Source organism: Paenibacillus sp. MAEPY2 (genome assembly GCF_000499205.1).
GTDB classification, from domain to species: domain Bacteria; phylum Bacillota; class Bacilli; order Paenibacillales; family Paenibacillaceae; genus Paenibacillus; species Paenibacillus vandeheii.
The window spans coordinates 1-22609 of record NZ_AWUK01000035.1 but is presented as its reverse complement, the minus strand read 5'-3'; the positions used below and the strand labels follow the sequence as shown (position 1 = coordinate 22609).

22 protein-coding genes are annotated in these 22609 nt (G+C 46.6%); 16 read left to right on the top strand and 6 right to left on the bottom strand.

The annotated features are described in order from the left end of the window. The first annotated feature begins 5 nt into the window (after window positions 1–5). From P364_RS0125570 to P364_RS0125535, 8 genes are all read left to right on the top strand, one after another. A complete protein-coding gene (locus tag P364_RS0125570) occupies window positions 6–1394 on the top strand; it encodes a sugar phosphate nucleotidyltransferase (protein WP_024632884.1) in 1389 nt (462 codons plus the stop codon). Further along, entirely contained in the window at window positions 1391–2722 is a 1332-nt protein-coding gene (locus P364_RS0125565) for a UDP-glucose dehydrogenase family protein (protein ID WP_024632883.1), read from the top strand. The genes P364_RS0125570 and P364_RS0125565 overlap by 4 nt, the downstream gene beginning before the upstream one ends. 66 nt (window positions 2723–2788) lie before the next feature. Beyond that, window positions 2789–3706: an LCP family glycopolymer transferase gene (locus P364_RS0125560; protein ID WP_024632882.1), complete on the top strand. Its 918-nt coding sequence runs from the start codon at window positions 2789–2791 to the stop codon at window positions 3704–3706. 44 nt (window positions 3707–3750) lie between these two features. Beyond that, the gene (locus P364_RS0125555; protein WP_024632881.1) at window positions 3751–4317 is read left to right on the top strand and encodes a VanZ family protein; all 567 of its coding nucleotides are present in this window, start codon (window positions 3751–3753) and stop codon (window positions 4315–4317) included. An 87-nt stretch (window positions 4318–4404) separates the two neighbouring features. After that, window positions 4405–4923, top strand: coding sequence for a hypothetical protein (locus P364_RS0125550; protein WP_024632880.1), 519 nt, complete (start codon window positions 4405–4407; stop codon window positions 4921–4923). Window positions 4924–5450: 527 nt separating this feature from the next. Further along, complete coding sequence (locus P364_RS0125545; protein WP_024632879.1) at window positions 5451–6359, top strand: ABC transporter ATP-binding protein; 909 nt, start codon at window positions 5451–5453, stop codon at window positions 6357–6359. Continuing rightward, window positions 6352–7146: an ABC transporter permease gene (locus P364_RS0125540; protein WP_024632878.1), complete on the top strand. Its 795-nt coding sequence runs from the start codon at window positions 6352–6354 to the stop codon at window positions 7144–7146. Before P364_RS0125545 ends, P364_RS0125540 begins: the two co-directional genes overlap by 8 nt. 224 nt (window positions 7147–7370) lie before the next feature. Next, the gene (locus tag P364_RS0125535; protein WP_024632877.1) at window positions 7371–8450 is read left to right on the top strand and encodes an AI-2E family transporter; all 1080 of its coding nucleotides are present in this window, start codon (window positions 7371–7373) and stop codon (window positions 8448–8450) included. A gap of 136 nt (window positions 8451–8586) precedes the next feature. Here the strand turns inward: P364_RS0125535 and P364_RS0125530 are convergent, their stop codons facing one another. Next, window positions 8587–9933 (bottom strand): hemolysin family protein, encoded by a 1347-nt coding sequence (locus tag P364_RS0125530; RefSeq protein ID WP_024632876.1) that lies wholly within the window; start codon window positions 9931–9933, stop codon window positions 8587–8589. Window positions 9934–10310: 377 nt separating this feature from the next. Here P364_RS0125530 and cls point away from each other — a divergent pair, with 377 nt between their 5' ends. Both cls and P364_RS0125520 read left to right on the top strand, forming a co-directional pair. Then, on the top strand, window positions 10311–11750 hold the full coding sequence (gene cls, locus P364_RS0125525) for a cardiolipin synthase (RefSeq protein WP_024632875.1): 1440 nt from the start codon (window positions 10311–10313) through the stop codon (window positions 11748–11750). Window positions 11751–12096: 346 nt separating this feature from the next. Next, on the top strand, window positions 12097–13005 hold the full coding sequence (locus tag P364_RS0125520; protein ID WP_024632874.1) for a YitT family protein: 909 nt from the start codon (window positions 12097–12099) through the stop codon (window positions 13003–13005). 58 nt (window positions 13006–13063) lie between these two features. On the opposite strand, the gene ligD is transcribed toward P364_RS0125520, so the two are convergent. The 5 genes from ligD to ku form a co-directional block, all read right to left on the bottom strand. Beyond that, a complete protein-coding gene (gene ligD / locus P364_RS0125515) occupies window positions 13064–13954 on the bottom strand; it encodes a non-homologous end-joining DNA ligase (protein WP_024632873.1) in 891 nt (296 codons plus the stop codon). A gap of 85 nt (window positions 13955–14039) precedes the next feature. Then, entirely contained in the window at window positions 14040–15005 is a 966-nt protein-coding gene (locus P364_RS0125510) for an ATP-dependent DNA ligase (RefSeq protein WP_024632872.1), read from the bottom strand. A gap of 68 nt (window positions 15006–15073) precedes the next feature. Further along, window positions 15074–16171, bottom strand: coding sequence for a GerAB/ArcD/ProY family transporter (locus P364_RS0125505; protein ID WP_024632871.1), 1098 nt, complete (start codon window positions 16169–16171; stop codon window positions 15074–15076). Window positions 16172–16382: 211 nt separating this feature from the next. Further along, on the bottom strand, window positions 16383–17252 hold the full coding sequence (locus P364_RS0125500; RefSeq protein ID WP_024632870.1) for a VOC family protein: 870 nt from the start codon (window positions 17250–17252) through the stop codon (window positions 16383–16385). Window positions 17253–17519: 267 nt separating this feature from the next. Then, window positions 17520–18431, bottom strand: a complete 912-nt coding sequence (ku, locus tag P364_RS0125495) for a non-homologous end joining protein Ku (protein WP_024632869.1) — start codon at window positions 18429–18431, stop codon at window positions 17520–17522. A gap of 194 nt (window positions 18432–18625) precedes the next feature. Between ku and P364_RS37905 the strand changes: the two genes are divergently transcribed. The 6 genes from P364_RS37905 (at window position 18626) to tsaD (ending at window position 22409) form a co-directional block, all read left to right on the top strand. Then, window positions 18626–18922 (top strand): hypothetical protein, encoded by a 297-nt coding sequence (locus tag P364_RS37905; RefSeq protein WP_024632868.1) that lies wholly within the window; start codon window positions 18626–18628, stop codon window positions 18920–18922. 5 nt (window positions 18923–18927) lie between these two features. Next, the gene (locus P364_RS0125485) at window positions 18928–19104 is read left to right on the top strand and encodes an H-type small acid-soluble spore protein (RefSeq protein WP_024632867.1); all 177 of its coding nucleotides are present in this window, start codon (window positions 18928–18930) and stop codon (window positions 19102–19104) included. 196 nt (window positions 19105–19300) lie between these two features. Then, window positions 19301–19783 (top strand): tRNA (adenosine(37)-N6)-threonylcarbamoyltransferase complex ATPase subunit type 1 TsaE, encoded by a 483-nt coding sequence (gene tsaE, locus P364_RS0125480; protein ID WP_024632866.1) that lies wholly within the window; start codon window positions 19301–19303, stop codon window positions 19781–19783. A 2-nt stretch (window positions 19784–19785) separates the two neighbouring features. Continuing rightward, window positions 19786–20634, top strand: a complete 849-nt coding sequence (gene tsaB, locus P364_RS0125475) for a tRNA (adenosine(37)-N6)-threonylcarbamoyltransferase complex dimerization subunit type 1 TsaB (RefSeq protein ID WP_024632865.1) — start codon at window positions 19786–19788, stop codon at window positions 20632–20634. A 201-nt stretch (window positions 20635–20835) separates the two neighbouring features. Continuing rightward, window positions 20836–21357, top strand: coding sequence for a ribosomal protein S18-alanine N-acetyltransferase (rimI, locus tag P364_RS0125470; protein ID WP_024632864.1), 522 nt, complete (start codon window positions 20836–20838; stop codon window positions 21355–21357). After that, window positions 21354–22409, top strand: coding sequence for a tRNA (adenosine(37)-N6)-threonylcarbamoyltransferase complex transferase subunit TsaD (tsaD, locus tag P364_RS0125465; protein WP_024632863.1), 1056 nt, complete (start codon window positions 21354–21356; stop codon window positions 22407–22409). The genes rimI and tsaD overlap by 4 nt, the downstream gene beginning before the upstream one ends. The last annotated feature ends 200 nt before the right edge of the window (window positions 22410–22609 follow it).

The window sequence follows — 22609 nt, the reverse complement described above, 5'->3', positions numbered from 1 at the left end:
TAAACATGAAAATCGTACTTCTCTCCGGTGGATCAGGCAAGAGGTTATGGCCCTTATCCAACGATACGAGATCGAAACAGTTCCTAAAAGTACTGGAGGGCCCGGAAGGGCAAACTGAATCCATGGTTCAACGGGTATGGAGGCAGCTACAGCATACGGGACTAAGCGAACAGGCCACGATAGCAACGAGCAAGCCACAGGTGGAGATTTTACGGAGTCAGCTGGGCGATGAGGTTAATCTTGTGGTTGAGCCGGAGCGCAGAGATACCTTTCCCGCGATTGCCTTGGCAGCTGTATATCTGTACTCCGTACAGGGTGTCAGTCTGAACGAAACGATAGCTGTACTTCCTGTTGACCCATATGTGGAGGAATCCTTTTTCTATAAAGTAACGGAGCTTGAAGGGATATTGGCTGAGTCTGGTGCGGAGCTGGCATTAATCGGGGTGAAACCCACTTATCCTTCAGAAAAATACGGTTATATTATTCCAGATCAACATGAAGCTGAAAAACACAAGCATTACGCCAAAGTATCACGTTTTCAAGAGAAACCCTGTGAGACTGAAGCGGCAGAGATGATCGAACAATCTGCCCTTTGGAATTGCGGGGTTTTTGCATTTCAATTGAATTATTTAATCAATCTTCTCATTTTGCTTGAACTGCCAATACAGTATGAAGAGATGCTGAAACAATACGGAAGATTGAAGAAAATCAGCTTTGATTACCAGGTGGTTGAGAAGGCTAAACATATTGTAGTAACACCGTATGATGGATATTGGAAAGATTTGGGTACATGGAACACATTAACAGATGAGATGAGTACCAACATCGTAGGCAAAGGTGTCATGACGAACAGCTCTGTAAATACCCATTTAATCAATGAATTGAATATCCCAGTTTGTGTGCTTGGCGTCTCCAATCTCATTGTTGCTACAAGTCCTGACGGTATTCTTGTGAGCGAAAAGGAAGCAAGTCCGCAGATTAAGGAAGTGCTCAAAGATAGCACTGAACGCCCTATGTATGAGGAGCGCCGCTGGGGCTGCTATAAGGTCCTGGACTACACACGCAATGATAAAGCGGAAGAGGTTTTAACCAAGCGGATGATTATAGGAGCGGCGAAGAATCTTTCTTATCAGTATCATCTCAAACGAAACGAAGTATGGACGGTCGTTTCAGGGCATGGCGAATTGATTCTCGATGGTGAACTGAGTCGGATTCATCAGGGAGATGTCCTTTCAATTCCGGCTGGCAGTAAACATAGCGTGAAGGCTGTAACCGAACTTGAGATCATTGAAGTGCAGATGGGCAGTGAACTGGTGGAAGAGGATATCGTGCGAGTAGAGATGGAATGGACAGATATTATCCAAAATTGCGTGAATTGGGGGAAAACAAGATGAATATTGCAGTGATTGGAACAGGGTACGTAGGTCTGGTATCAGGAGTATGCTTTTCAGAAATCGGCAATCAGGTCATCTGTGTAGACAACAATGAGGCCAAAGTAGAGATGCTCAACAAGGGTAACGTTCCCATCTATGAGCCTGGCCTCAAAGAGTTGATGGCTTCCAACATGCAAGCAGGCAATCTATCGTTCACCTCCAATATTGCTGAAGCGATTAGCCAGTCGGATATTATCTTTATCGCTGTAGGCACTCCTTCTCTTCCGAGCGGCGAAGCCAACCTAAGCTATGTAGAGCAAGTAGCTATAGAGATTGGAAGCCATATTGAGAGCTACAAAATTATCGTGACCAAAAGCACTGTTCCTGTAGGCACCAATGATCGTGTTCGTGAGCTGATTAGCAGTATCTCATCGCAGCCTTTCGATGTGGCATCTGTACCCGAGTTCCTTAGAGAAGGTTCGGCTGTAAAGGATACGTTGAATCCGGATCGCATTGTTATCGGAACAGACAGTGATCGGGCGATTAAAACGCTGAAGAAGCTTCACCGTCCATTAACGGAGAATCTTATAATTACAGACATTCGTTCAGCTGAAATGATTAAATACGCATCCAATGCGTTCCTGGCAACTAAAATATCATTCATCAATGAAATCTCTAATATATGTGAAAAAGTAGGAGCCGACGTTACTCGCGTAGCCGAAGGTATGGGGTTTGATAAGCGTATTGGATCGGCTTTTTTGAGAGCAGGCATTGGATACGGGGGCTCATGTTTTCCGAAAGACACGCAGGCGTTAATTCAGATTGCGGGAATGGTGGACTACGATTTCAAAATATTGAAATCTGTGGTGAAAGTCAATCAGGAGCAGCGTTTTCATGTCATTCACAAATTGGAAGAAGCGTTAGGGTCATTGAAAGGAAAGACAATTGCAGTCTGGGGACTTGCTTTCAAGCCTGATACTGACGATGTAAGAGATGCTCCAGCTATTGACATTATCCAGCAGTTAAGCGAAGCCGGTGCAATGATTAAGGCTTATGACCCGATTGCAACAGACAATTTTTGCAAGGAAGTTAATGCCGTTTCCGTTACGTGGGAAGAAAATCCACTTGAAGCCGCCAAAGGGGCTGACGCATTATGTGTTTTGACCGAATGGAAGGAATTCGTCCATATTGATTTAGCGGAACTTGCTGATCTGATGAATGACCCTGTCATGATTGATGGACGCAATCTGTACAGTCCCGAGCAGATTCGTGCATCCCGTCTTCAATATTATTCTGTAGGTCGTCCGGGGTTGACATCCGCGAAGGGGAAGACGGCAGCCATTATTTAATCAGCAGCTATTTAGGTCGAGCTCAAACATTTAGCTTTCATCTTGATTGTGAGTGAGGAAAAACGAATGAAAAAGTGGATGAAAATCTCGATTTGGATTGTTTCCTTTTTTGTAGTTGTTGTATTTGGTTATGCCATATATCTCTACCAATCCGTGAAAACAACCGCTGACCAAATTTATGAGCCTCGAAATCCTGTAAAGCCCGTCTCGGTCACAGATAGCAGAGGTGGGCTACCGGTGGATATTAACAGCAAAGAGCCTTTTAATGCGCTTATTCTGGGCGTGGATGAGCGTCCGAATGATCGAGGACGCTCGGATACGATTATCGTACTAAGTGTAAACCCAGGAAAAAAACAAGTACTCATGTTTAATATTCCAAGGGACACACGGACAGATATTGTGGGACACAATACGGTAGATAAGATCAATCATGCTTATGCCTTTGGGGGCGTGGACATGTCGGTAAATACCGTCGAGCAATTTCTGGGAGTCCCCATTCATTATTATATGAAAGTGGATATGGAGGGGTTTTCCAAAATTATTGACCTGGTCGGCGGTGTAGATGTAAATAATCCTTTTGCATTTGATTATGAGGGCCAGCGTTATGATCAAGGGAATATTCATCTGGATGGTGTTGCTGCGCTTGGTTTTTCAAGAATGCGTTATGATGACCCGAAAGGGGATTTGGGACGTAATGATCGACAGCGAGAGATACTGAAGCAGATGCTTAAGAATACGATGCAATTCTCCAGTGTATTTAATATCCAAAATATGCTTGATGAACTAGGTAATCATGTCAGAACGGATGTAACTTTTGATGAGATGAAGGAACTCCTCCTCGATTATCGTAATGATTTGGAGAATGTAGATACGGTGGAGATCCAGGGCAAAGGTGAGAAAATCAATGGGATTTATTATTACATCGTGGACCAGCAGGAAAGAGATCGCATTAACGGAATAATTGAAGAACATTTGGAGAAATAAACAGATTCAATGAAAGGTTTATGAAAGTGGTGAGGACCTTGCTTATGGAGGAGGAGTACGGGAAACGAAGGTATAAGCATAGACGTAAACAGCGACCTTATGTTTATATCTTGTCTTTGCTGCTGATTGCGGCCTGGGTTCTGGTGATCTGGCACTTCTCGACACAATCGTATCAGGAGCAGACCATCCAGCCTTGGCTGCATAAGTGGTCTGAAAAAGTGAAGATCGGATTTGCATTACCCGATGTGCAGTTCACTTACGGTGAGCTTGATTATTCCTTAAGACAACGACCTTATGATTTTGTTGAGTTTATATTTCGGAAGAGTGCCCATTTATTTGTATATGCTGTGTTGGCGATACTTATCTATGGTGGGCTGAGATACAGGAAAATGCGAATATTGGCTTGTATCGCTGCTGCCCTGACCGTAGTAGCAATGATCGCCTCCATTGATGAATATATTCAGCAGTTCAGCCCTAACCGGACGAGTTCGATCCGTGATGTCGGCGTGGATCTGCTTGGCGGATGTGGCGGAATTGCCATATATATGGGGGTTAATGCCGTTTTCAGAAGATTCAGGTCTCCAAGAGAATCTTCAATCAAAAGAAAGTGATTTCCCAGGAAATGCTGCTCGTTAGTTCCAGCTTCTACTTGCCTGCTATCCATCATAAGTATGGAAGTAGGACAAGGGGGACGGGGCATGCTGCGAAGAAGGAACCGGAATGCATTACTTAAAAAGATCGGATTCATAGCACTTGTATTGCTTTTGTTGTGGCTCATCGGCAGAACCATCCCATATCTGTTTCGTGCGGATGCACCAGACGAAGCTGCTGCTCTTGCCGAAGAGTTTTACAAATATGAGCAGACAGGTGACTTCGGCAGTTCATGGGAGTTGTTTCATCCGCTGATGAAAGAGCGTTTTCCCAAAAGCGCTTATTTACAGTCCAGAGCGCATATTTTCATGCAGCATTTCGGGGTGGAAACCTTTGATTTGGAGATGGAGAAGCCGGAACGGGAGTTTGACGTTACGGTAATTGATGGCGTTAAGCCATTTGCAGAGGCATATCGCATTGGGGTTACCCAGAAGTTTACGGGAACCTTTGGTCAATTTAAAATCGTGCAGGATTGTTATATTGTAAAGGATGGGGATGATTGGACGCTGCTTTGGTATTATCCGAAGAATGGGGACAACGAGACCGAGCATGACAAAACTGATTGATAGTATTAACCCATACTATGAACCGGATTGTATCATTTGAACTTAAAAAGGCTCTATGAATGCGAGACTTTAGTCGCATTTATAGAGCTTTTTTTGCATTTCATTTCTTTTTAAACCTGCAAGGGGTTGACATTAGTCCCGGTGTCAAGTAAATTACGAGTTAGATACAAAATGTATCAAAATTCAGCGTCTAACGACAAATAACAGGGACTTCAATGCTCCTTGTGAGGGGAAGGAATATCATTGATCGAAATGGACCGCTTTTACTGTGTCAGTTGTGGGATGATTGTGTCGGTCGCTAGGGGCTCTGTCGAACTAAAGGAAGAGGACTGTGGAGGCAATCACGTATTTCGCACCGGATTTTATCGGAGCGAAATGCCGCTTGGATGCTGTGAAGCGTGTGTAGTTCATACGAAACGTCAGGGGAAATCCCAGTTTGCGGGACAATATACTAAAGATTATGATACACTGTGTTCATATGAGAAACGGGCATGATGTGAATGTCCGTCGATGAAGGAGGAAATGGAATGCAGCAGGAGCCGGTCGTCCGTCTTCAGGGCGTCAGTAAAATCATCTCCTCCCGATCATTGGTCAGTGACCTGACTCTGGATATTTCTCCGGGGCAGGTTTTTGGTTTTTTAGGACCCAATGGGGCGGGAAAAACAACAACGATTCGAATGATGGTGGGACTGATGTCCATTAGTAAAGGAGATATCATCATCTCGGGACACAGTGTAAAGAATGAATTTGAGCAGGCCATAGCTCAGGTTGGGGCTATTGTTGAAAATCCTGAAATGTACAAGTTTCTGACTGGATACCAGAATCTAGTGCACTTTGCCAGAATGTCGCCTGGCATTACGAAAGAACGCATTGCCGAGACGATTGAACGTGTCGGGCTCACAGCCCGCATTCATGATAAGGTAAAGACCTATTCTCTGGGTATGCGACAGCGTCTGGGTGTTGCCCAAGCCATACTACATAAACCAAAGCTATTGGTATTGGATGAGCCCACCAACGGGCTTGATCCACAGGGAATACGGGAACTTAGGGATTATTTGCGTCAGCTCTGTCAGGAAGAAGGCATCACCGTCTTTGTATCCAGCCACTTGCTGTCGGAGATGGAATTGATGTGTGATACCGTTGCAATTATCCAGAACGGTAAGCTGATTGATGTGAGAAATCTAAGAGCTGAGGCGGGGGCAGATGTCCTTACTGAAGTTGCTTTTGAGGTGAATGATGCACCGCGTGCAGCTGAACTGATTAGTGAGGCTACAGTTCAGGGCAATGCTATTGTGATTCGGTTATCCCGTGAGCAGATTCCGGACTTGAATGCGAGGCTGGTCAGTGAAGGGTTCCAGGTATATGGTATCCGTAACGTTACCCATACGCTGGAAGATCAATTTTTGCAAGTGACTGGGGGCGGCAGCATTGGGTAATTTCGGCAATCTCATACTGAATGAAAACATGAAAATTTTCCGTCGTCCGCGTACCTGGATTATGTTATCCATTCTGGCATTAATCTCGCTGTTGATGCCGGTTCTGCTCAATGAAGGCATGGGGTCCAGTGAGGTTCCATACTGGCAAGCAGCGATTACTACCGTTCAGATCGTCTTTTTCCTGAATACCATCTTCTGTGTCGTCATTGCGGCTGAAGCGGTAGCTGGAGAATTCACCTGGGGAACTATTAAATTACTGCTGATTCGTCCGTGGTCACGCAGCAAAATACTGGCATCCAAATATTTGTCCGTGATTGGATTTAGTATTCTGAGTACGTTACTTGTTGTTATTCTGGCAACCGTAATGTCGTATATGTTGTTCTCCCATTCCGTAGTTCAGGATGGAAGTGGTGCTTCTGCTTCGCACGCATTTGCACTATGGGGATATCTGTACGTGGACTTGTTTATTACACTCGCTATTGCCTTTATGGTCTCCTCCGTGTTTCGTTCGGGAGCTCTGGCAATCGGGCTTTCTCTGTTTATCATGTTTACACAGAATTTGTTCTCACTAATTTTCAACCCCGAACGGTACGAGTGGGCCAAATATGTTCTGTTTAATAACATGGACCTCAGTCGATACATGGGTTCAGCAACAGACTTGGGACTACTTGGTGGAGGCAATGCAGGCATGACACTTGGTTTTTCTGTTGCCGTACTGGCTGTATATTATGTCATTTTCATGGTGATCTCATGGGTTGTATTCAACAAAAGAGATGTGGCAGGCTAATCGCCTGCTTCTTTTTTTTGCCCAATTTCTACTTCAGGGTGGAAAAGAGAGTATATTCAGCATTCGCTGTGGCATGACTAGCATTTAAGGGTACATATAATCATACATGAGAATATGGCTTGGAATGGAACACGCTGCCCAAGCTGTAGTAAGTTGCATTAATTACATACATATTATCGCCGCAGTCGCATTTGGCAGAGCAGCGTATGGAGGGATCACGTTTCTTGATAAACAACAAGTTTTACCGTATATGCACAGCGATTATTTTGCTGCTGCTCATCGTGTATTTGGGGGATAAAGTCAACTTTATTTTCACTCCCTTGACCTCGCTGATACACATCATCATCATTCCGCTGCTGATTGCTGGCTTCTTCTATTATCTGCTGCGTCCGCTTGTCGACTATATGGAACGGCACAAAATGAAGCGTGCACTGTCAGTCCTTATCATTTACGTGGTGATTGCCTTAATTTTGGCAGGATTCAGTGTGCTTGTATGGCCTTCACTGCGTGAGCAGCTGTTGAACTTTGTGGAAAATGCCCCGGTACTGGTTACTTCGCTCAGTGATCAATTGGCTGAATTCGAAAGGAGCGGTTTCCTTTCAAAATATTTACCTGAGGATTCCGATCTCTTCTCGCGCTTTTCTGATTTTCTGAGTCAAGGGATTGCTCAGGTAACGGATTATGTATCCGGGTTATTCTCGGTCGTATCCAATCTGGTTATCATTCTGGCGACGTTCCCGATCATGCTGTATTACATGCTTAAGGAAGGCAGCAAATTTGGAACCAATCTCACACTTCTGCTCCCGAGACGTTATCGTAAAGATGGAGAAGAGACGGTCCATGAAATCGATGAAGCTTTAAGCAGCTATATTGTAGGCCGTGTCATTGTCAATGTGGCCTTGGGAATTCTGATGTACATTGGTTTTCTATTTCTAGGGTTGCCGTATGCACTTCTTCTGACAGTTGTATCCATCATTTTGAACTTCATTCCTTATGTGGGGGCCTTGCTGGCGGCTATTCCTGTCGTCATTGTGGGGTTCATTGAATCACCTTCGATGGCGATCTGGTCGCTTGTCATCATTGTCATTGCCCAGCAAATCCAGGACAATCTGATCTCTCCATATGTCTATGGCAAACAGTTGGATATTCATCCGTTGACTACCGTCATCTTGCTGCTTGTAGGGGCGGACCTGGGAAACATTCTTGGGATGATTATCGTTATACCGTTATATATGATTATCAAAATCATTTTCCGGAAAATTCAGAATCGAATTGTCGAGGAAAAGGCCGATCCAGCCAATTAATTCAACCGAGGTCCAAGAGTCACACATACCCAATACGCCTGCCCTATGAAAAGGGGTTGGCCATCATCTTTACGACGATGGTCAACCCCTTTTAAAGTACCTATATTGCGAAGCTTAAATGATCAACTAATATAGCTTATGAATTCGACTCGTCTTCATCCGTGTAGTCGGACATGGTCAGTGGTTCCTTGGGAACAACAGCGACTTTGTAGAAACGATTCTTGTCTTTTTCCAGCAAAACAAAAATCAGATTCTCGAACTCATATTCTTCCTGTTCATTCATCTCTGGACGATGGCTATAAAGCCATCCGCCAATGGTGTCCCATTCGTCAGCATCGAGGTTTGAGGTGAACATGTCGTTTACCTTGGACAAGGATACCTTGCCATCCATAATCACATAGTTCTCATTGATGACTTGAATATCTTCCACTTCATCTGCGTCGAACTCATCCCGGATTTCCCCGACGATCTGTTCAAGTACATCTTCAATCGTTACGATCCCGGATGTACCTCCATATTCATCGACTAGCACGGCAATATGCACGCCATCTTTCTGCATCTTTTTCAGCAGGTCCTTAACGGGAGTCGTTTCGTGAACAGCCGATACAGGCTGAATCAGGGAAGATAGATCGACGGGCTCTTCATTTCCATACAACTCCAGGAAAAATTGTTTGGTATTAATAATACCGATAATATCGTCTTTGCTCTCATTTACCACTGGAAAACGGGTGTATTGCTCTTGCCGGATAATATCCAGGTTTTCCTCGTTTGATCTATTGACATAAAGGCAGACCATATCAGTCCGGGGTACCATGATTTCTTTGGCAAGCATCTCATCAAAAGCAAAGATCCGGCTTACATATCCGAACTCAGCTTGATTGATTTTGCCGCTCTCAAAACTTTCATTGATGATAATCTGTAATTCTTCTTCTGAGTGCGCATCCTCATGCTCCGATGCAGGTTTGATTCCGAACAACTTGACCAGTTGATTCGCTGAGCTGTTTAACAGCCAGATAAAAGGATACATAATTCGGTTAAACCAGATGATAGGTGTAGACGTCCACAGTGCAACGGCTTCGGCTTTACGGATTGCAATCGTTTTAGGTGCAAGTTCACCAACAACCACATGCAAATACGTGATGGCAACAAACGCAATAACAAACGATAAGAATGAAGAAACCGTCTCAGGCATGTTCATGCTTTCGAACACAGGGTGGAGAATTTTCTCAACCGTTGGTTCACCCAGCCAGCCCAGTCCCAGAGATGTAATCGTGATACCCAACTGACAGGCGGACAAATATCCGTCCAGGTTGGCAACGGCTTGTTTGACAGCCAAGGCACGCTTGTTTCCCTCTGCAATCATTTGGTCGATCCGGCTCGGACGAATCCTCACCAATGCGAATTCCACCGCAACAAAAAACGCCGAAAATCCTATCAAAATCGCAACCAATACTAAATTTAACGCATACCTCTCACTGTCCATTAACTAGTCTTCTCCTTTAAGTAATAAGTTTTTAACGAATATTATATCTAATTTTACGTAAGAAGACCACCTTCCGGTCAAGAAAAGAGGAAGAGTCTGGAAGGCAATGTGTGCGAAATGGCGATGGAGTGCTGATCTGCTGACTGGGAAGAAGCATATGTAGAAGGGAACACAGTCAGAATATACAACAGCGAAGCATGGAATGAAATGGCTTAGTGCTTTTTGCATATCAGCTTTGTATGTAAAATTTTATCTAAGCAAACGTTACGAACAGGGCATACATTGGGTATCTAATGATTAGCTAAAGGCTTTATCGTCAAAGCTTATACAGTGAGAGAGAACGGCAGGGTTACACCTTGCCATGAGGAGGAAGCCGAATGTTTTGGCTGGTCATTATATTGCTCGTATTTACTTTTCAGGCAGCCACCATTCTGTTGCTGGAATTCCGCAATCCGGCGAAAGCTGTGGCATGGCTTTTTATTTTATTCTGTGTACCTTTGATCGGCTTTGTTGTGTATTATTTTGTGGCCCAAGACTATAACAAACGCAAGAAGGTTCGTAAAGGCGGTTCGCGTATCTTTCGGGAAATACGGGAAACGATCTGGGAGCAGGCTCATATTATTGATCATGCCGATCAGATGTCGGGCAGCCGATATACCCATCAGCACCGTTTGTTCAACATGCTGTCACACCTGTCTGAGAGCCCAATTACAGGCTGCAATCGGAGTCAAGTACTTACGAATGGTGAAGAGACATTTGGAGCCATGTTGAGGGCAATGGAGCAGGCAGAGCACCATCTGCATGTTGAATTTTATATTTTTCGGGATGATGTCATCAGTACCAAGTTTCAGGACGTGATGATTCGCAAGGCGAAAGAAGGCGTCAAGGTGCGGTTGATCTGCGATGGACTCGGCAGTCACAAGATGAGCTGGAGCTTTATTCGCAAGTTTCAGGATGCAGGCGTGGAATTTCATTATTTTCTGCCGCCGCTCATTGCAACGATTGACCGAAGGGTGAACTACCGGAATCACCGTAAAATTGTGGTGGTGGATGGAAGGATTGGATTTGTGGGTGGAATTAACATAGGAGACGATTATCTCGGACAATATCCGGAGGTTGGATTCTGGCGTGATACCCATGTACAGATCGAGGGAGATGCCGTATATTTCCTGCAAAATACTTTCCTGAACGACTGGAAGCTTGCTTCCGGCGAGCAGATTACAGAGCCTCAACTGACACAACTGTTCCCACCACATATTTGCAGCGGAGAAGAGCGGATTCAGATTCTGTCCAGTGGACCGGATCAGGACTGGGATGCCATTCAGGAAATGTGCTTTGGTGCGATTTCCGTGGCTTGCGAGCGCATATACATCACAACACCCTATTTCATTCCCGATCCCGCATTGTATGAAGCAATCAAAACGGCCGCTGTCAGTGGCGTGGATGTGAAAATCATCATTCCGTATCAATCGGATTCCCGACTTGTGCATTGGGCCTCGATGTCCTATGTAGAAGAATTGTTGCGTGCTGGAGTGAAGTTCTATCAATATCGTAAAGGTTTTGTGCATGCCAAGGTCCTGATTGTGGATGAATTGCTTGCAACGGTAGGCACGGCCAATATGGATATGCGCAGCTTTTTCTGCAATTTCGAGTTGACCGCCGTGTTGTTTGATACTTCATCCATGGATCGGCTGACTGAGGACTTTGAACGTGATCTGGATCAATGCAGCCAGATTGAAGTGAAGGTGTTCCAGCAGCGTTCACGGTGGCAAAAAGGGGCAGAAATCCTTTCTCGCATGCTTTCTCCGCTGCTTTAGCCGTTATAGGGCGAATTTCTCAAGATAAGTTCACTTTTTGTGAATTTATCTTCTTTTTGCTAACTATTTTGCTCAAATTTGATCTTTTATGATATAATGTTTATATAAATTATGTCTTGGCGAAGGAGGGGAGTCTGCGGGATAACAGGCTCCCTTTTGCTCTCTTTTGGAAGTGTTAACCAGAATTAAGACATACTTGAATACATTTCATATAGCCTTTAGGTGCTTTGATAACGGGGTGCATATCGCATTAGGACGGTGTTGTTCTTCTGTATGCAGGGTTCCTCTCGGGTACTTAAATGATTTATGAAATGGATTCACATATTGATCATAACGGGGGGATACGATGTCCAATGTATCGGTTAAAGAACTAACATCCAAGCCGGACCGCAATGTTAAAAGCTCGGTGTTTTCACTGAAGCTTCTGCAGCGCATTGTGATGATTCTGGTCGGTGCTGCACTGATGGCTGTGTCACTCGAAGTATTTCTCGTGCCGAATGGCGTTATTGATGGCGGAATAACAGGGATCTCGATTATGGTGTCAGAGCTTACGAATCTGCCACTCGGAATTTTCCTAACCTTGCTTAACTTGCCTTTCCTCATTCTGGGGTATAAACAAATTGGTAAAACGTTTGCGTTATCTACATTGCTCGGGATCGTCGTGATGTCCATTGGAACGTCGTTGCTGCACCGTGTTCCTGCACTGACGCCAGGTGAACCACTGCTTGGAGCTGTATTTGGCGGATTGATCCTGGGTGTCGGTGTTGGTCTCGTCATTCGTTCCGGCGGTTCACTGGATGGTACGGAGATTGTCGCCATTCTGCTGAGTGAGAAATCACCATTGTCTGTAGGTCAGATCGTACTGTTCATTAACGTATTTATTTTTGCTGGTGCAGGTTTTGTATTTGGCTGGCCAAACGCCCTGTATTCCATGATTGCCTATTATATTGCAATGAAGATGATTGATATTGTGAATGAAGGATTGGATCAATCCAAATCGGTATGGATTATTAGCGAGAAGTATCGTGATATTGGTTCAGCGTTGACCGATCGTCTGGGTCGTGGCGTCACTTATCTTGATGGAGAGGGCGGCTTCAGCGGAGACGAGAAGAAAATTATCTTTGTGGTTATTACCCGTTTGGAAGAAGCGAAGCTGAAATCCATTGTTGAGGATTGGGACCCGCATGCCTTTGTGGCGATTGGTAACATTCACGATGTGAAGGGCGGACGTTTCAAGAAAAAAGGTATACATTAGCGAATCTCATCGCACATAAACAGAAAGATAGCCGGTACCCTTGTTTGAGGGTGACCGGCTATTTTTGTTTTAAATGCTGGATGATCAGTTCAACAGGCTGGGGCTCGAGAGCTGCGATCAGGTCCCCGGTCTGCGTCAGGCGTTCCACGATATTCATTAAGTGGTAATCCTTGACCGAAACGTTGCTCCGAACCTCATCCCATGTGAGTGGAGTGGACACCGTGCCGCCTGGTTTGGCGCGGGGAGTATAGGGAGCTGCGAGCGTTTTACCACCGTAATGCTGGAGGTAATCGAAATAAATGCGGTCCCCCCGGTCTTTTTTAAGACGCTCCAGTGTAAATAGATCGGGATGTTTTTGAGTGACATATTTGCCTACAAAATAACCAATGTCCCTTAACTCATCGAAGGTTACACCTTGGTGAATCGGAACAATAATCTGTACACCTGTAGCACCAGAGGTCTTTGGTACCGATCGCAAACCAAGCGAAGTCAGGGTTTCGCCCACGATTAGGGCAGCCTGCATGATGCGAGGTTCTTCTTCCTGGGAAGGATCGAGATCAATTATCCACTCACAAGGAAGATGGCTGCCTACGGCATGCAAGGAAGGGTGAAACTCCAGAGCAGCCAAATTCCCAAGCCATAGCAGGTCTGGAAGGTCGTTCATCACCACATATCGTATCCCCTCATGCACCTCGGTTCGTACAAACTCGGGAACGGGATCTGGAGCATTTTTCTGATAGAAAAACTCACCGCCTGCACCATGGGGATAACGTATTGTGGTAAGCAACCGATTTCGCGTGTAAGTCAGCAGATAGGGAGCCAAAGCCGCCAACTTTTGCAAATAGATGGCCTTGGTTACACCTGCTTCAGGCCATAACAACTTGTCTGGATTGGTCACTGTAAGTTCCATTCCATTAATGGTTATGGTGCCCTTGATCGAACGGGGCATGAAGAACACCTCCTGTAGTGAACAAGTATGATTTTAAAGGGGAAGAGAAAGCCCTCTTACTATCTCAAGCGGATGGAAAAAGGGTTTATCGTTCAACTAAAAGGTGACTGATCTGACTGGCCTGGCACTCCTCCCGGGTCACGGAAGCAAAAGCCTGGATACTGGGATGGCGTAGTGTTCGATGATGGGTGAGTTCCATGAATTGCACTTTGACACCGATTTGCGGTTCGATCCATGTCGTCTCCGCGCTTCTCTCGGGTAGGTTGTGAAATGGTCTATCCTTCCGAATAAGAGGTTGTACTTCTTCGGTTAGTTTACGCCAGGAGTCCGAGTTCAGTTTACCAGTGCCGACATGACCAATATAGACAAAGTTAGGCCCATCATATACACCGACGGCGATTGCATTGACGATACCACTGCGGTACGTGACCCCGCCAATCATCGCATATAGATCGTGGAAAATCTTGACCTTCTGCCAGCGTTGATCCTTGCCGTTGATTCCATAGGTGCTGGAAAGGTCTTTACATACAATTCCCTCCATCTGGTGCTGTCTCATAACCGTGAGCAGGGCGTCGGGATCTGACGTGTTGGTCACCTCCTGAACATGGGGAGCAGGATTCAGAACTTGATGCAGCAGGTGCTGACGTTCTGCAAGAGGTTGATCTGTGACCCATACCCCATCGCAAAAAAGAATATCAAACACCATATAAGTTACCGGAATCTGGTGTACAGCTTGGGCAATGCCATCCGGTCTGCTCATGCGATCTCGTCGCAGCACGTGATAAAAGGACGGTTTTCCCGTATCCGGATCCAGGGCAATAATCTCTCCATCCAAAATATAAGAAGGGACGGAGCACAGATTGCGTGGCTGGACCAACTCAGGATATTGTGCAGTTCGGTTGTGCAATCTGCGATTAATCAACTGAATTCCCTGTCCGTCCTCGTAAGCAAGCATACGAACCCCATCCCATTTGATTTGGGCAATCCAGTTTGGCCCGGTAGGGATTACATCTCGGGATACAGGTTCAAAAGGAACCAGGGGATTGAACATGTGCTTAAAACTCCTTTCCTCTTTCAAATCTGCCTGAGCTTGATCTTCCAAGGTTGATTGGCGCAAGTTTAACCCTTACGCAGCCGTGTCTTTAGTTTATGTACCATAATGAGCAGCAAAGGAATTCCGATGCCACAGGTCAGGTCCCAATCAATCCAATACGGAATAACAACCTTCAGATAGAAATTCTCGTTGGGAGCTAGAACGATGGAAATGGCCAGAATGAGCAGTGCACCCGGCAAAATGAGTGGACGATAGCTGGACAATTTGAAGAGGTGAGTGATTCCCAGTACAAAGCTATAGAAGAACAGAATGCTCTTGAAAAAGACAGCAATAATCCAGACGGAGGCCATAAAGGCCTCAATGCGCTGCAAAAAGTTGCCTATATTGATTTTCAGCGACAGATTAAATGCTGCAAACCAATGGTGCTGCGTCATAAATGGCCCCATGACCAGTAGACAGATGGTTAGCGTTAGGGTGAGCATCAATCCACCTATCATGGCTGACAGAAGGATATCCTTTTCCCAATGAGTTTCCTTTTTGGCATAAGGAAAGAGCATAAGAAAGATGCACAATTCACAATAAGGATAGGTAAGCACAGCGACAAAGCCTTTAAAGGGATTTAGAAAGCCTTCCGCAAGAATGGGCTTGATGTTGTCCAGATGTGAATGTGGGAACAGACATACAGTCAGAATGAGCAGGAAAACCACAATCAGGGGAAGAAAAACTTCGGCACTCCTGCCTATGGGTTCCAGACCGGAAAAGAGTCCCCAGACAAGAGTACAAACAAAGAGAAAATTAACAATAAAGAGTGGAGATTCAGGCAGGATCTGGGTCGTCATGAAATCCCCAATTTCTCTTATGAAAGTGGAGGTACCCATTAGAAAATAGAATAAATAAAAACAGCTGAATAAGGCCCCAATCCAGGGTCCCAAAGTATGTAGTACATGTTGAATCAAATTCATCTGAGGCTGCAGTTTGTATACAACGAGCATAATGGCCAATACTCCCATACCTCCAGCAACACCTACTAATGCGGATAACCATGCATCCTGATGCGCATATGAGGTGATCATAGAGGGGAAGACGATAATCTGTTCACCAATTGTGCACAAGAACATCAGGGAACCCAGTTGTCTTACGGTTATACGCCCCTTCTCAATCATGTGGGATCTCCTTCGCATGTCGATCTAGATATTTGGTTAGGATGCACCAATTACACCAATTTTATTAGGTAATGGATAAAGACATATCAATATAAAAAAAACAAAAAAGCCTTGGACAACTAATTTCCCCATATGGAGCGAGAAAATTTGTGTCCAGGCTAATCAATATACTCAACTTACCGCATAACATTCTCGTCACGAATTTCCCGTGTTAGCTTGTTGTAGTCAAGCGAATGCGAATATTCTGTGGGTCTACAGTAAACCAGTCCGTACCTTGCTGTTCAATAGACGCGTTCGATTGACGCAGTTGTTCTACAGCTTGTTCCAATGGTTCTTTTCCGTCATAAATGATTGTGAAGTAGTCAATTCCCGTGGCATTGTCCGGATTCACTGGCGCACCTGCACCAGCCCAAATGTTCAGGCCGATGTGATGGTGATAACCACCTGCCGACACAAACAGGGCGGACATGTTGGCGAAATTGCCAACGATATCAAAACCCAGCACTCCCGTATAGAAGCGACGGGACTCTTCAAGACTGCGTACATGGAAATGAACATGACCAATGATCGTTCCGGCCGGCAGGCCTTGCCAAGGCTCGTTTGCGGCCAGAGCGAACAGGCTGTCTACATCAACAGGATCACTTGACATAATGTAGTTATTATCTGCATCCCGTTTCCAGGTTTCGCGGGCACGGTCTGCATAGATTTCGATCCCGTTCTGATCCGGATCGGAAATATAGAATGCTTCACTGACCAGATGATCACCCTGACCAATTTCGATGCCGGATTCAGCCAGATTACGGAGGGCAAGGCCCAGCGATTTACGGTCAGGCAGCAGAATAGCGAAATGATACAGGCCTGAAGTGGAGCGAACAGGCATCGTCACTGCATCAGTTAACTGCTCAAGGCGCAGAAGGGACTGCTTTCCATCGGCTGTCAACGTAGCGACTTTTTCACTGCGTTCAAGCAGTTTAAGCCCGACCACCTCGGTGTAAAATTGAATGGATCGCTCCAAATTGCTGATTCGCAGACTTACTTCACCCAGATGGGTTGTAGCAGGAATCTGATAAGTAGTAGTCATAATGATTTCCTCCTGAAAACAAGTTTAGTGGTTTTTAAGGTGCTGTCCTCGGCAATGTATTCGAGCTATTGTAAGGTCTGGCTCATGTAGATATGAGGCTCATCTGTACATTTATAAATAAGTTACTTTTCATAAGTTAATATAAAATATAAACCAACTTTCGTCAATTGTATTTTCGGTTTATAAATACAAAACAAAAATCCGGCTTCAGGGCCGGATCTCCAATGTTGATGTTGAGGACAAATCAATCTATATGCTTCTTGCCGCTTACGCCTTGGGTTTGGGAGCAGCTTTTTTTCTTTTGGCAGGAGCAGGAGTGTCCGTTTCTCCTCCAGCCGTCGCTTGTGCCGAGGTTTTCTTGGGAGTACGTTTTTTGGGTTTGGCTGTGGTGGTTCCAGGGTCGGAAGGTATGGGCTTCACAGCTTCTATACTTGCTTGCAGCGCTGCCATCAAATCCATGACATTGGCTTCCGGTTTGGCAGGGGCGATCTTGATTTCTTCACCTGCCACTTTGTGATTGATCAGATCCAGAAGTTTGGCGCGGTAGTCGTCTGTATATTTACCGGGTTCAAAAGGAGTAGATAACTGATCAATCAGCAGTTTTGCCATGGTCAATTCCTTCTCGTTAACGTTCAGAACCTCTGGGAGGTTGGGAACCTGAGAAACGGGACGGATCTCATCCGGATAGAAAATGGTTTCCATGGAGAGGCAATCTTCCAGCACACGAATCGCAGCCAAACTGCTTTTGGAACGAATGGATATTTTGGCGATGCCAATTTTGCCTGTATCGCGCATAGCAGTCATTAACAGCTGATACGCGTTTCCACCCGCCTGATCGGGGGAGAGGTAATACGTTTTTTGAAAATAAATCGGATCAATCTCCGTTAAATCCACGAAGTCCAGAATGGTAATGGTTTTACTGCTGGACTCATTTAACGCCTCAAGCTCGTCCTTTTCGAACAAGACGAATTTGCCTTTCTCATACTCATATCCTTTGGTGATTTCTTCCCATTGAACCTCAACGTCGCAGGAAGGACATTTGCGTACATATGCGAGTGGACTACCGCAGACTTTGTGAATATAACGCATGGAGATGTCTTTGTCTTCGGTAGCCGAAAACATTTTGACAGGAACATGAACCAGACCAAAGCTAATTGCACCTTTCCAGACCGTATGCATGAACGGCTCCTTTCCGAGAACATTTTATGATTAGTATGGGCATTTCACGGGCGGGATAACCGTATTTGCCCGGAACGGTATGCTTCAGAAAGAGTGGGGGATGATAACAGAAACATCCTTAAGATCTGCATATGTAAACGCTGGTTAGAAAGAGGATGATATTAGTTATTAACTACCACGTCAGGAGGTACCCTATGAAGAACAAACGAGACGAAGATGAAGCTCACGCCCATACGTTCTCTCCGTATCCTCGTGCTGAGTCCAAAGGATCTGAGGATTTTCATACGCCTGCAACAGCGGTTAACTGGGAGGCTGTCACTTCAGAAGAGCTGCCGCTGGACCGGGAGTCGTTCATGCTGGATATTGACCGGATGGTGAATGAGGGCCTGGGCGGGGGACAAGTCACGGAAGATAACGGTTATATAGGTGAAAGTACAACGGACAGTATGGTTCGGGAATCACATGAAGATCCGGAAGGGGAGTATGAATAATCATGATGGATGTGCAACGCGCCAAAGCTATTTTTGAATCAAAGGATACGATTGCTGTTACGTTGGAGGGAGACCCGGTCTGGATTGAAAATGTGGATGAAGCCAACGGCATGGCAACGGTACAGGTAGGAAGCAGACCGGGGAATACCCAGACTGTCCGTGTAGATCGTTTGGAAGAATAGAAGCAAAAGGACGTGCTGCGGGATGTCCAAGAAAGGCCGGTGCCGTCAGGGGCCGGTTTATTTGTCGTTCGTGTGAATGTTTGGCTTGGCTTCTGTCCTGCTTCTGATCCTTCGATGTTGCGGGGGAAGAATGGGACCGATATAATAAGGTTCAAAGTGAACTCAGGCGGCAGGACCGCCAAAGGTGGGGCGTATATTGAATCAGACGCACGAGCAGTGGGTGTATCACTCCCATGGCATTGCAGATACAGAAGTACTCGCGTCCGCACTCGCTGAACAGGCAACCGCCGGCATGGTGATTGCACTGGACGGTGATCTGGGCGCGGGCAAAACAGCATTTTCACAGAAGTTTGCCTGGCATTTGGGTGTACGTGATGTGGTCAACAGCCCCACGTTTACACTGATTAAGGAATATGAAGGGCGTCTGCCCTTGTATCACATGGATGTGTATCGCATATCACTGGAAGAAGCGGACGAGCTTGGACTGGATGAGTATTTCTATGGAGCCGGAGTCAGTCTGGTGGAATGGTCCAGTATTATTCCCGAATTGCTGCCGCAAGAACACTTGCATGTGCAGATCGAGACGACAGGTCCTGAGGATCGAACGATTACGCTGGATGGGTATGGTGAGACGTATGCTGCCATGTGCCAACAGTTCAGACAGAATGGAGTCAAATGATGATGGAAGATTTACAAAAAAAGCCGCGCCAGCGGTTTTTGGCGTTGGATACGTCGACTGCGGTGATGGCAGCCTCAGTTATGGAAGGTCACGCCCTTCTGGAAGAACGCAATGAACGGGCAGAACGCAACCATTCAGTGCACGTGGTGCCTGTGATGGAGCAGCTGCTGGAAGCCAGCGGCACGCAGCCGGGACAGCTGGACGGCATTGCCGTCGGCATTGGCCCAGGCTCGTACACGGGCATCCGCATTGCGGTGACCGCGGCGAAGACGCTGGCCTGGGCATGGGACATCCCCGTTGCCGGGGTGTCCAGCCTTCAGGCCCTGGCCTGGGGCGGCTGGCACAGCGGACTCGCCGCCAAGGCCGAAGCTGCGGCTGAGGATGCCGCAGCAGGGGCTGGCGGAACGCCATCCGCGGACCAGGGCGGCACAGGTGCCGCCCCTGTCCACTGGATCGTTCCGCTCGTGGATGCACGGCGCGGTCAAGCCTATACCGCGCTGTTTGCCTCCGCCGGGAGCGCTGCGCCCCGGCGGCTGGCGCCAGATGCCATCCGTCAGGTGGACGGATGGCTGGAAGCCCTCGCCGCCCGCATGGCGGAGGCGGCGCCGGAAGAGCGGCCCGCTGCCGTCTGGATTGTCGGCGAGACGGGCCCGCATGCGGCAGCAGCGGCTGAGCTTTGCTGCCCCGCAGGAACCGCGCTCCAGCTCGTACCCTATGAGCTGGAGGGCCGCTGGGTTGGGCGCTTAGGCGCCGAAGCGCTGCTTGCTGGTCAGCGAGATGACGTGCATGCATTGGTGCCCAACTATACCCAGTTGGCTGAAGCGGAAGCCAACCTGCTGCGCAAAGGCTAAAAGAGGTTGTTCAAAAAGTCCGCTTTTGATTACGAAGGATGCCTAGTGGCATCATCAGCATCGAATATGGAATTCAGCCGAAATGTCCGTTGCTCACGTAGTTTTCCCTACGCTCCGCTACTCCATTTCTAGCTTCATCCCATCTTCTCGGTACTGAAAACCGGTCTTTTTGAACACGCACTAAAAGGGGAGGGGAAGCAGATGGACAACGTGGAGAAAGAAGAGCAGGAAGCAGCGCTTCAGTTCAGGTTCATGACTCTGGATGATATTCCCGATGTAATGATTATTGAACATGAAGCCTTCACCCTGCCCTGGACGGAAGAAGCGTTTCAGAATGAATTGACACACAATCATTTTGCAAAATATATGGTCATGGAATTGGAAGGAACGGCGATCGGCTATGCCGGCATGTGGACGATCATGGATGAAGCCCACATTACCAATATTGCGGTCAGGGAAGCCTATCGTGGGCGAAAGCTCGGCGAGAAGCTGCTGGACGAATTAATGAGAACAGCGGCTTATCTTGGGATGGAACGAATGACCCTGGAGGTTAGGGTTTCGAATCGGATTGCCCAGAGCTTGTATCAGAAAAAAGGGTTTGAATCGGCGGGTCTTCGCAAAGGCTATTACTCCGACAATGGGGAGGATGCGATGATTATGTGGGCGAATTTGCCGCCCGCAGACCGAAGCGGCGAAGAGGAAGGAAGCGTAACGGATTCATGAATGATTTCAAGGAAAAGCTAAGCTCGGCACCATCTTATATATTGGCCGTGGAGACAAGCTGTGATGAAACATCCGTTGCGGTTGTCAAGGATGGACGGGAAGTGCTGTCCAATCTGATCTCCAGTCAGATCGAGACACATAAGGCATTTGGCGGCGTTGTGCCTGAAGTGGCTTCGCGTAAACACGTTGAAGTCATTACATTGATGTTGGAGCAGGCTATTGAGCAATCGGGCATTCGTCCCCGTGATCTGAGCGCGATCGCCGTCACGCAAGGGCCTGGTCTGGTCGGTGCATTGCTGGTCGGTATCGTGGCAGCGAAAACGATGGCCATGGCGCTTGGCAAACCGCTTATTGGTACACATCATATTGCAGGACATATCTATGCCAACAGACTTACTCATGAGCTGCAATATCCAGCGATGGCATTGGTTGTTTCGGGTGGTCATACAGAGCTTGTGCATATGGAATCCGAAGGCAAGTTTAAACTGATCGGGCGTACGCGTGATGATGCGGTAGGCGAGGCTTATGACAAAGTGGCACGAGCCTTGGGATGTCCCTACCCGGGAGGACCGCATGTGGACCGGATGGCTGCTGAAGCAGAGCAGGCGGTACCTTTGCCGCGTGTCTGGCTTGAAGCGGATTCGTATGATTTCAGCCTTAGCGGTTTGAAATCTGCTGTACTGAATGTGTTGAATCAAGCCAAAATGCGTGGAGAAACACTTGAACCATCTGCTGTGGCAAGGGGCTTTCAGGAAGCGGTTGTTGAAGTGCTGGTAGAGAAAGCGGTAAGGGCTGTCCGTGAGTATGGATCACGTCAATTGCTGTTATGCGGTGGCGTTGCGGCAAACCGGGGATTGCGTTCAGCTTTGCAGGAGCGTTGTGCGAAGGAAGGGCTAGATTTGCTGATCCCGCCGATGGAATATTGCACCGACAATGCAGCGATGATTGGAGCTGCGGCATATTTGAAATGGCAGCGGGGAGAAATCTCGGAATTCGATGCCAAAGCAGATCCTGGACTTTCACTTGAGGCATGGTCAGTTCAATCGCTATAGAATAATTCATGTATATCAAGACTTGACAGCCTTATGTGAAGACTGTATATTAATTACAAATTAAAACAGGAATTCGATATGTTCAACTAAACATTTACACGATAGCGGAGAGGACAGAAATAACCTGGAGAAGCGAAGCGTTCGCCTTTATCACCGGATTTTCCCTTTTAGAGAAGGGAATCAAAGAAATCTGGGGATAA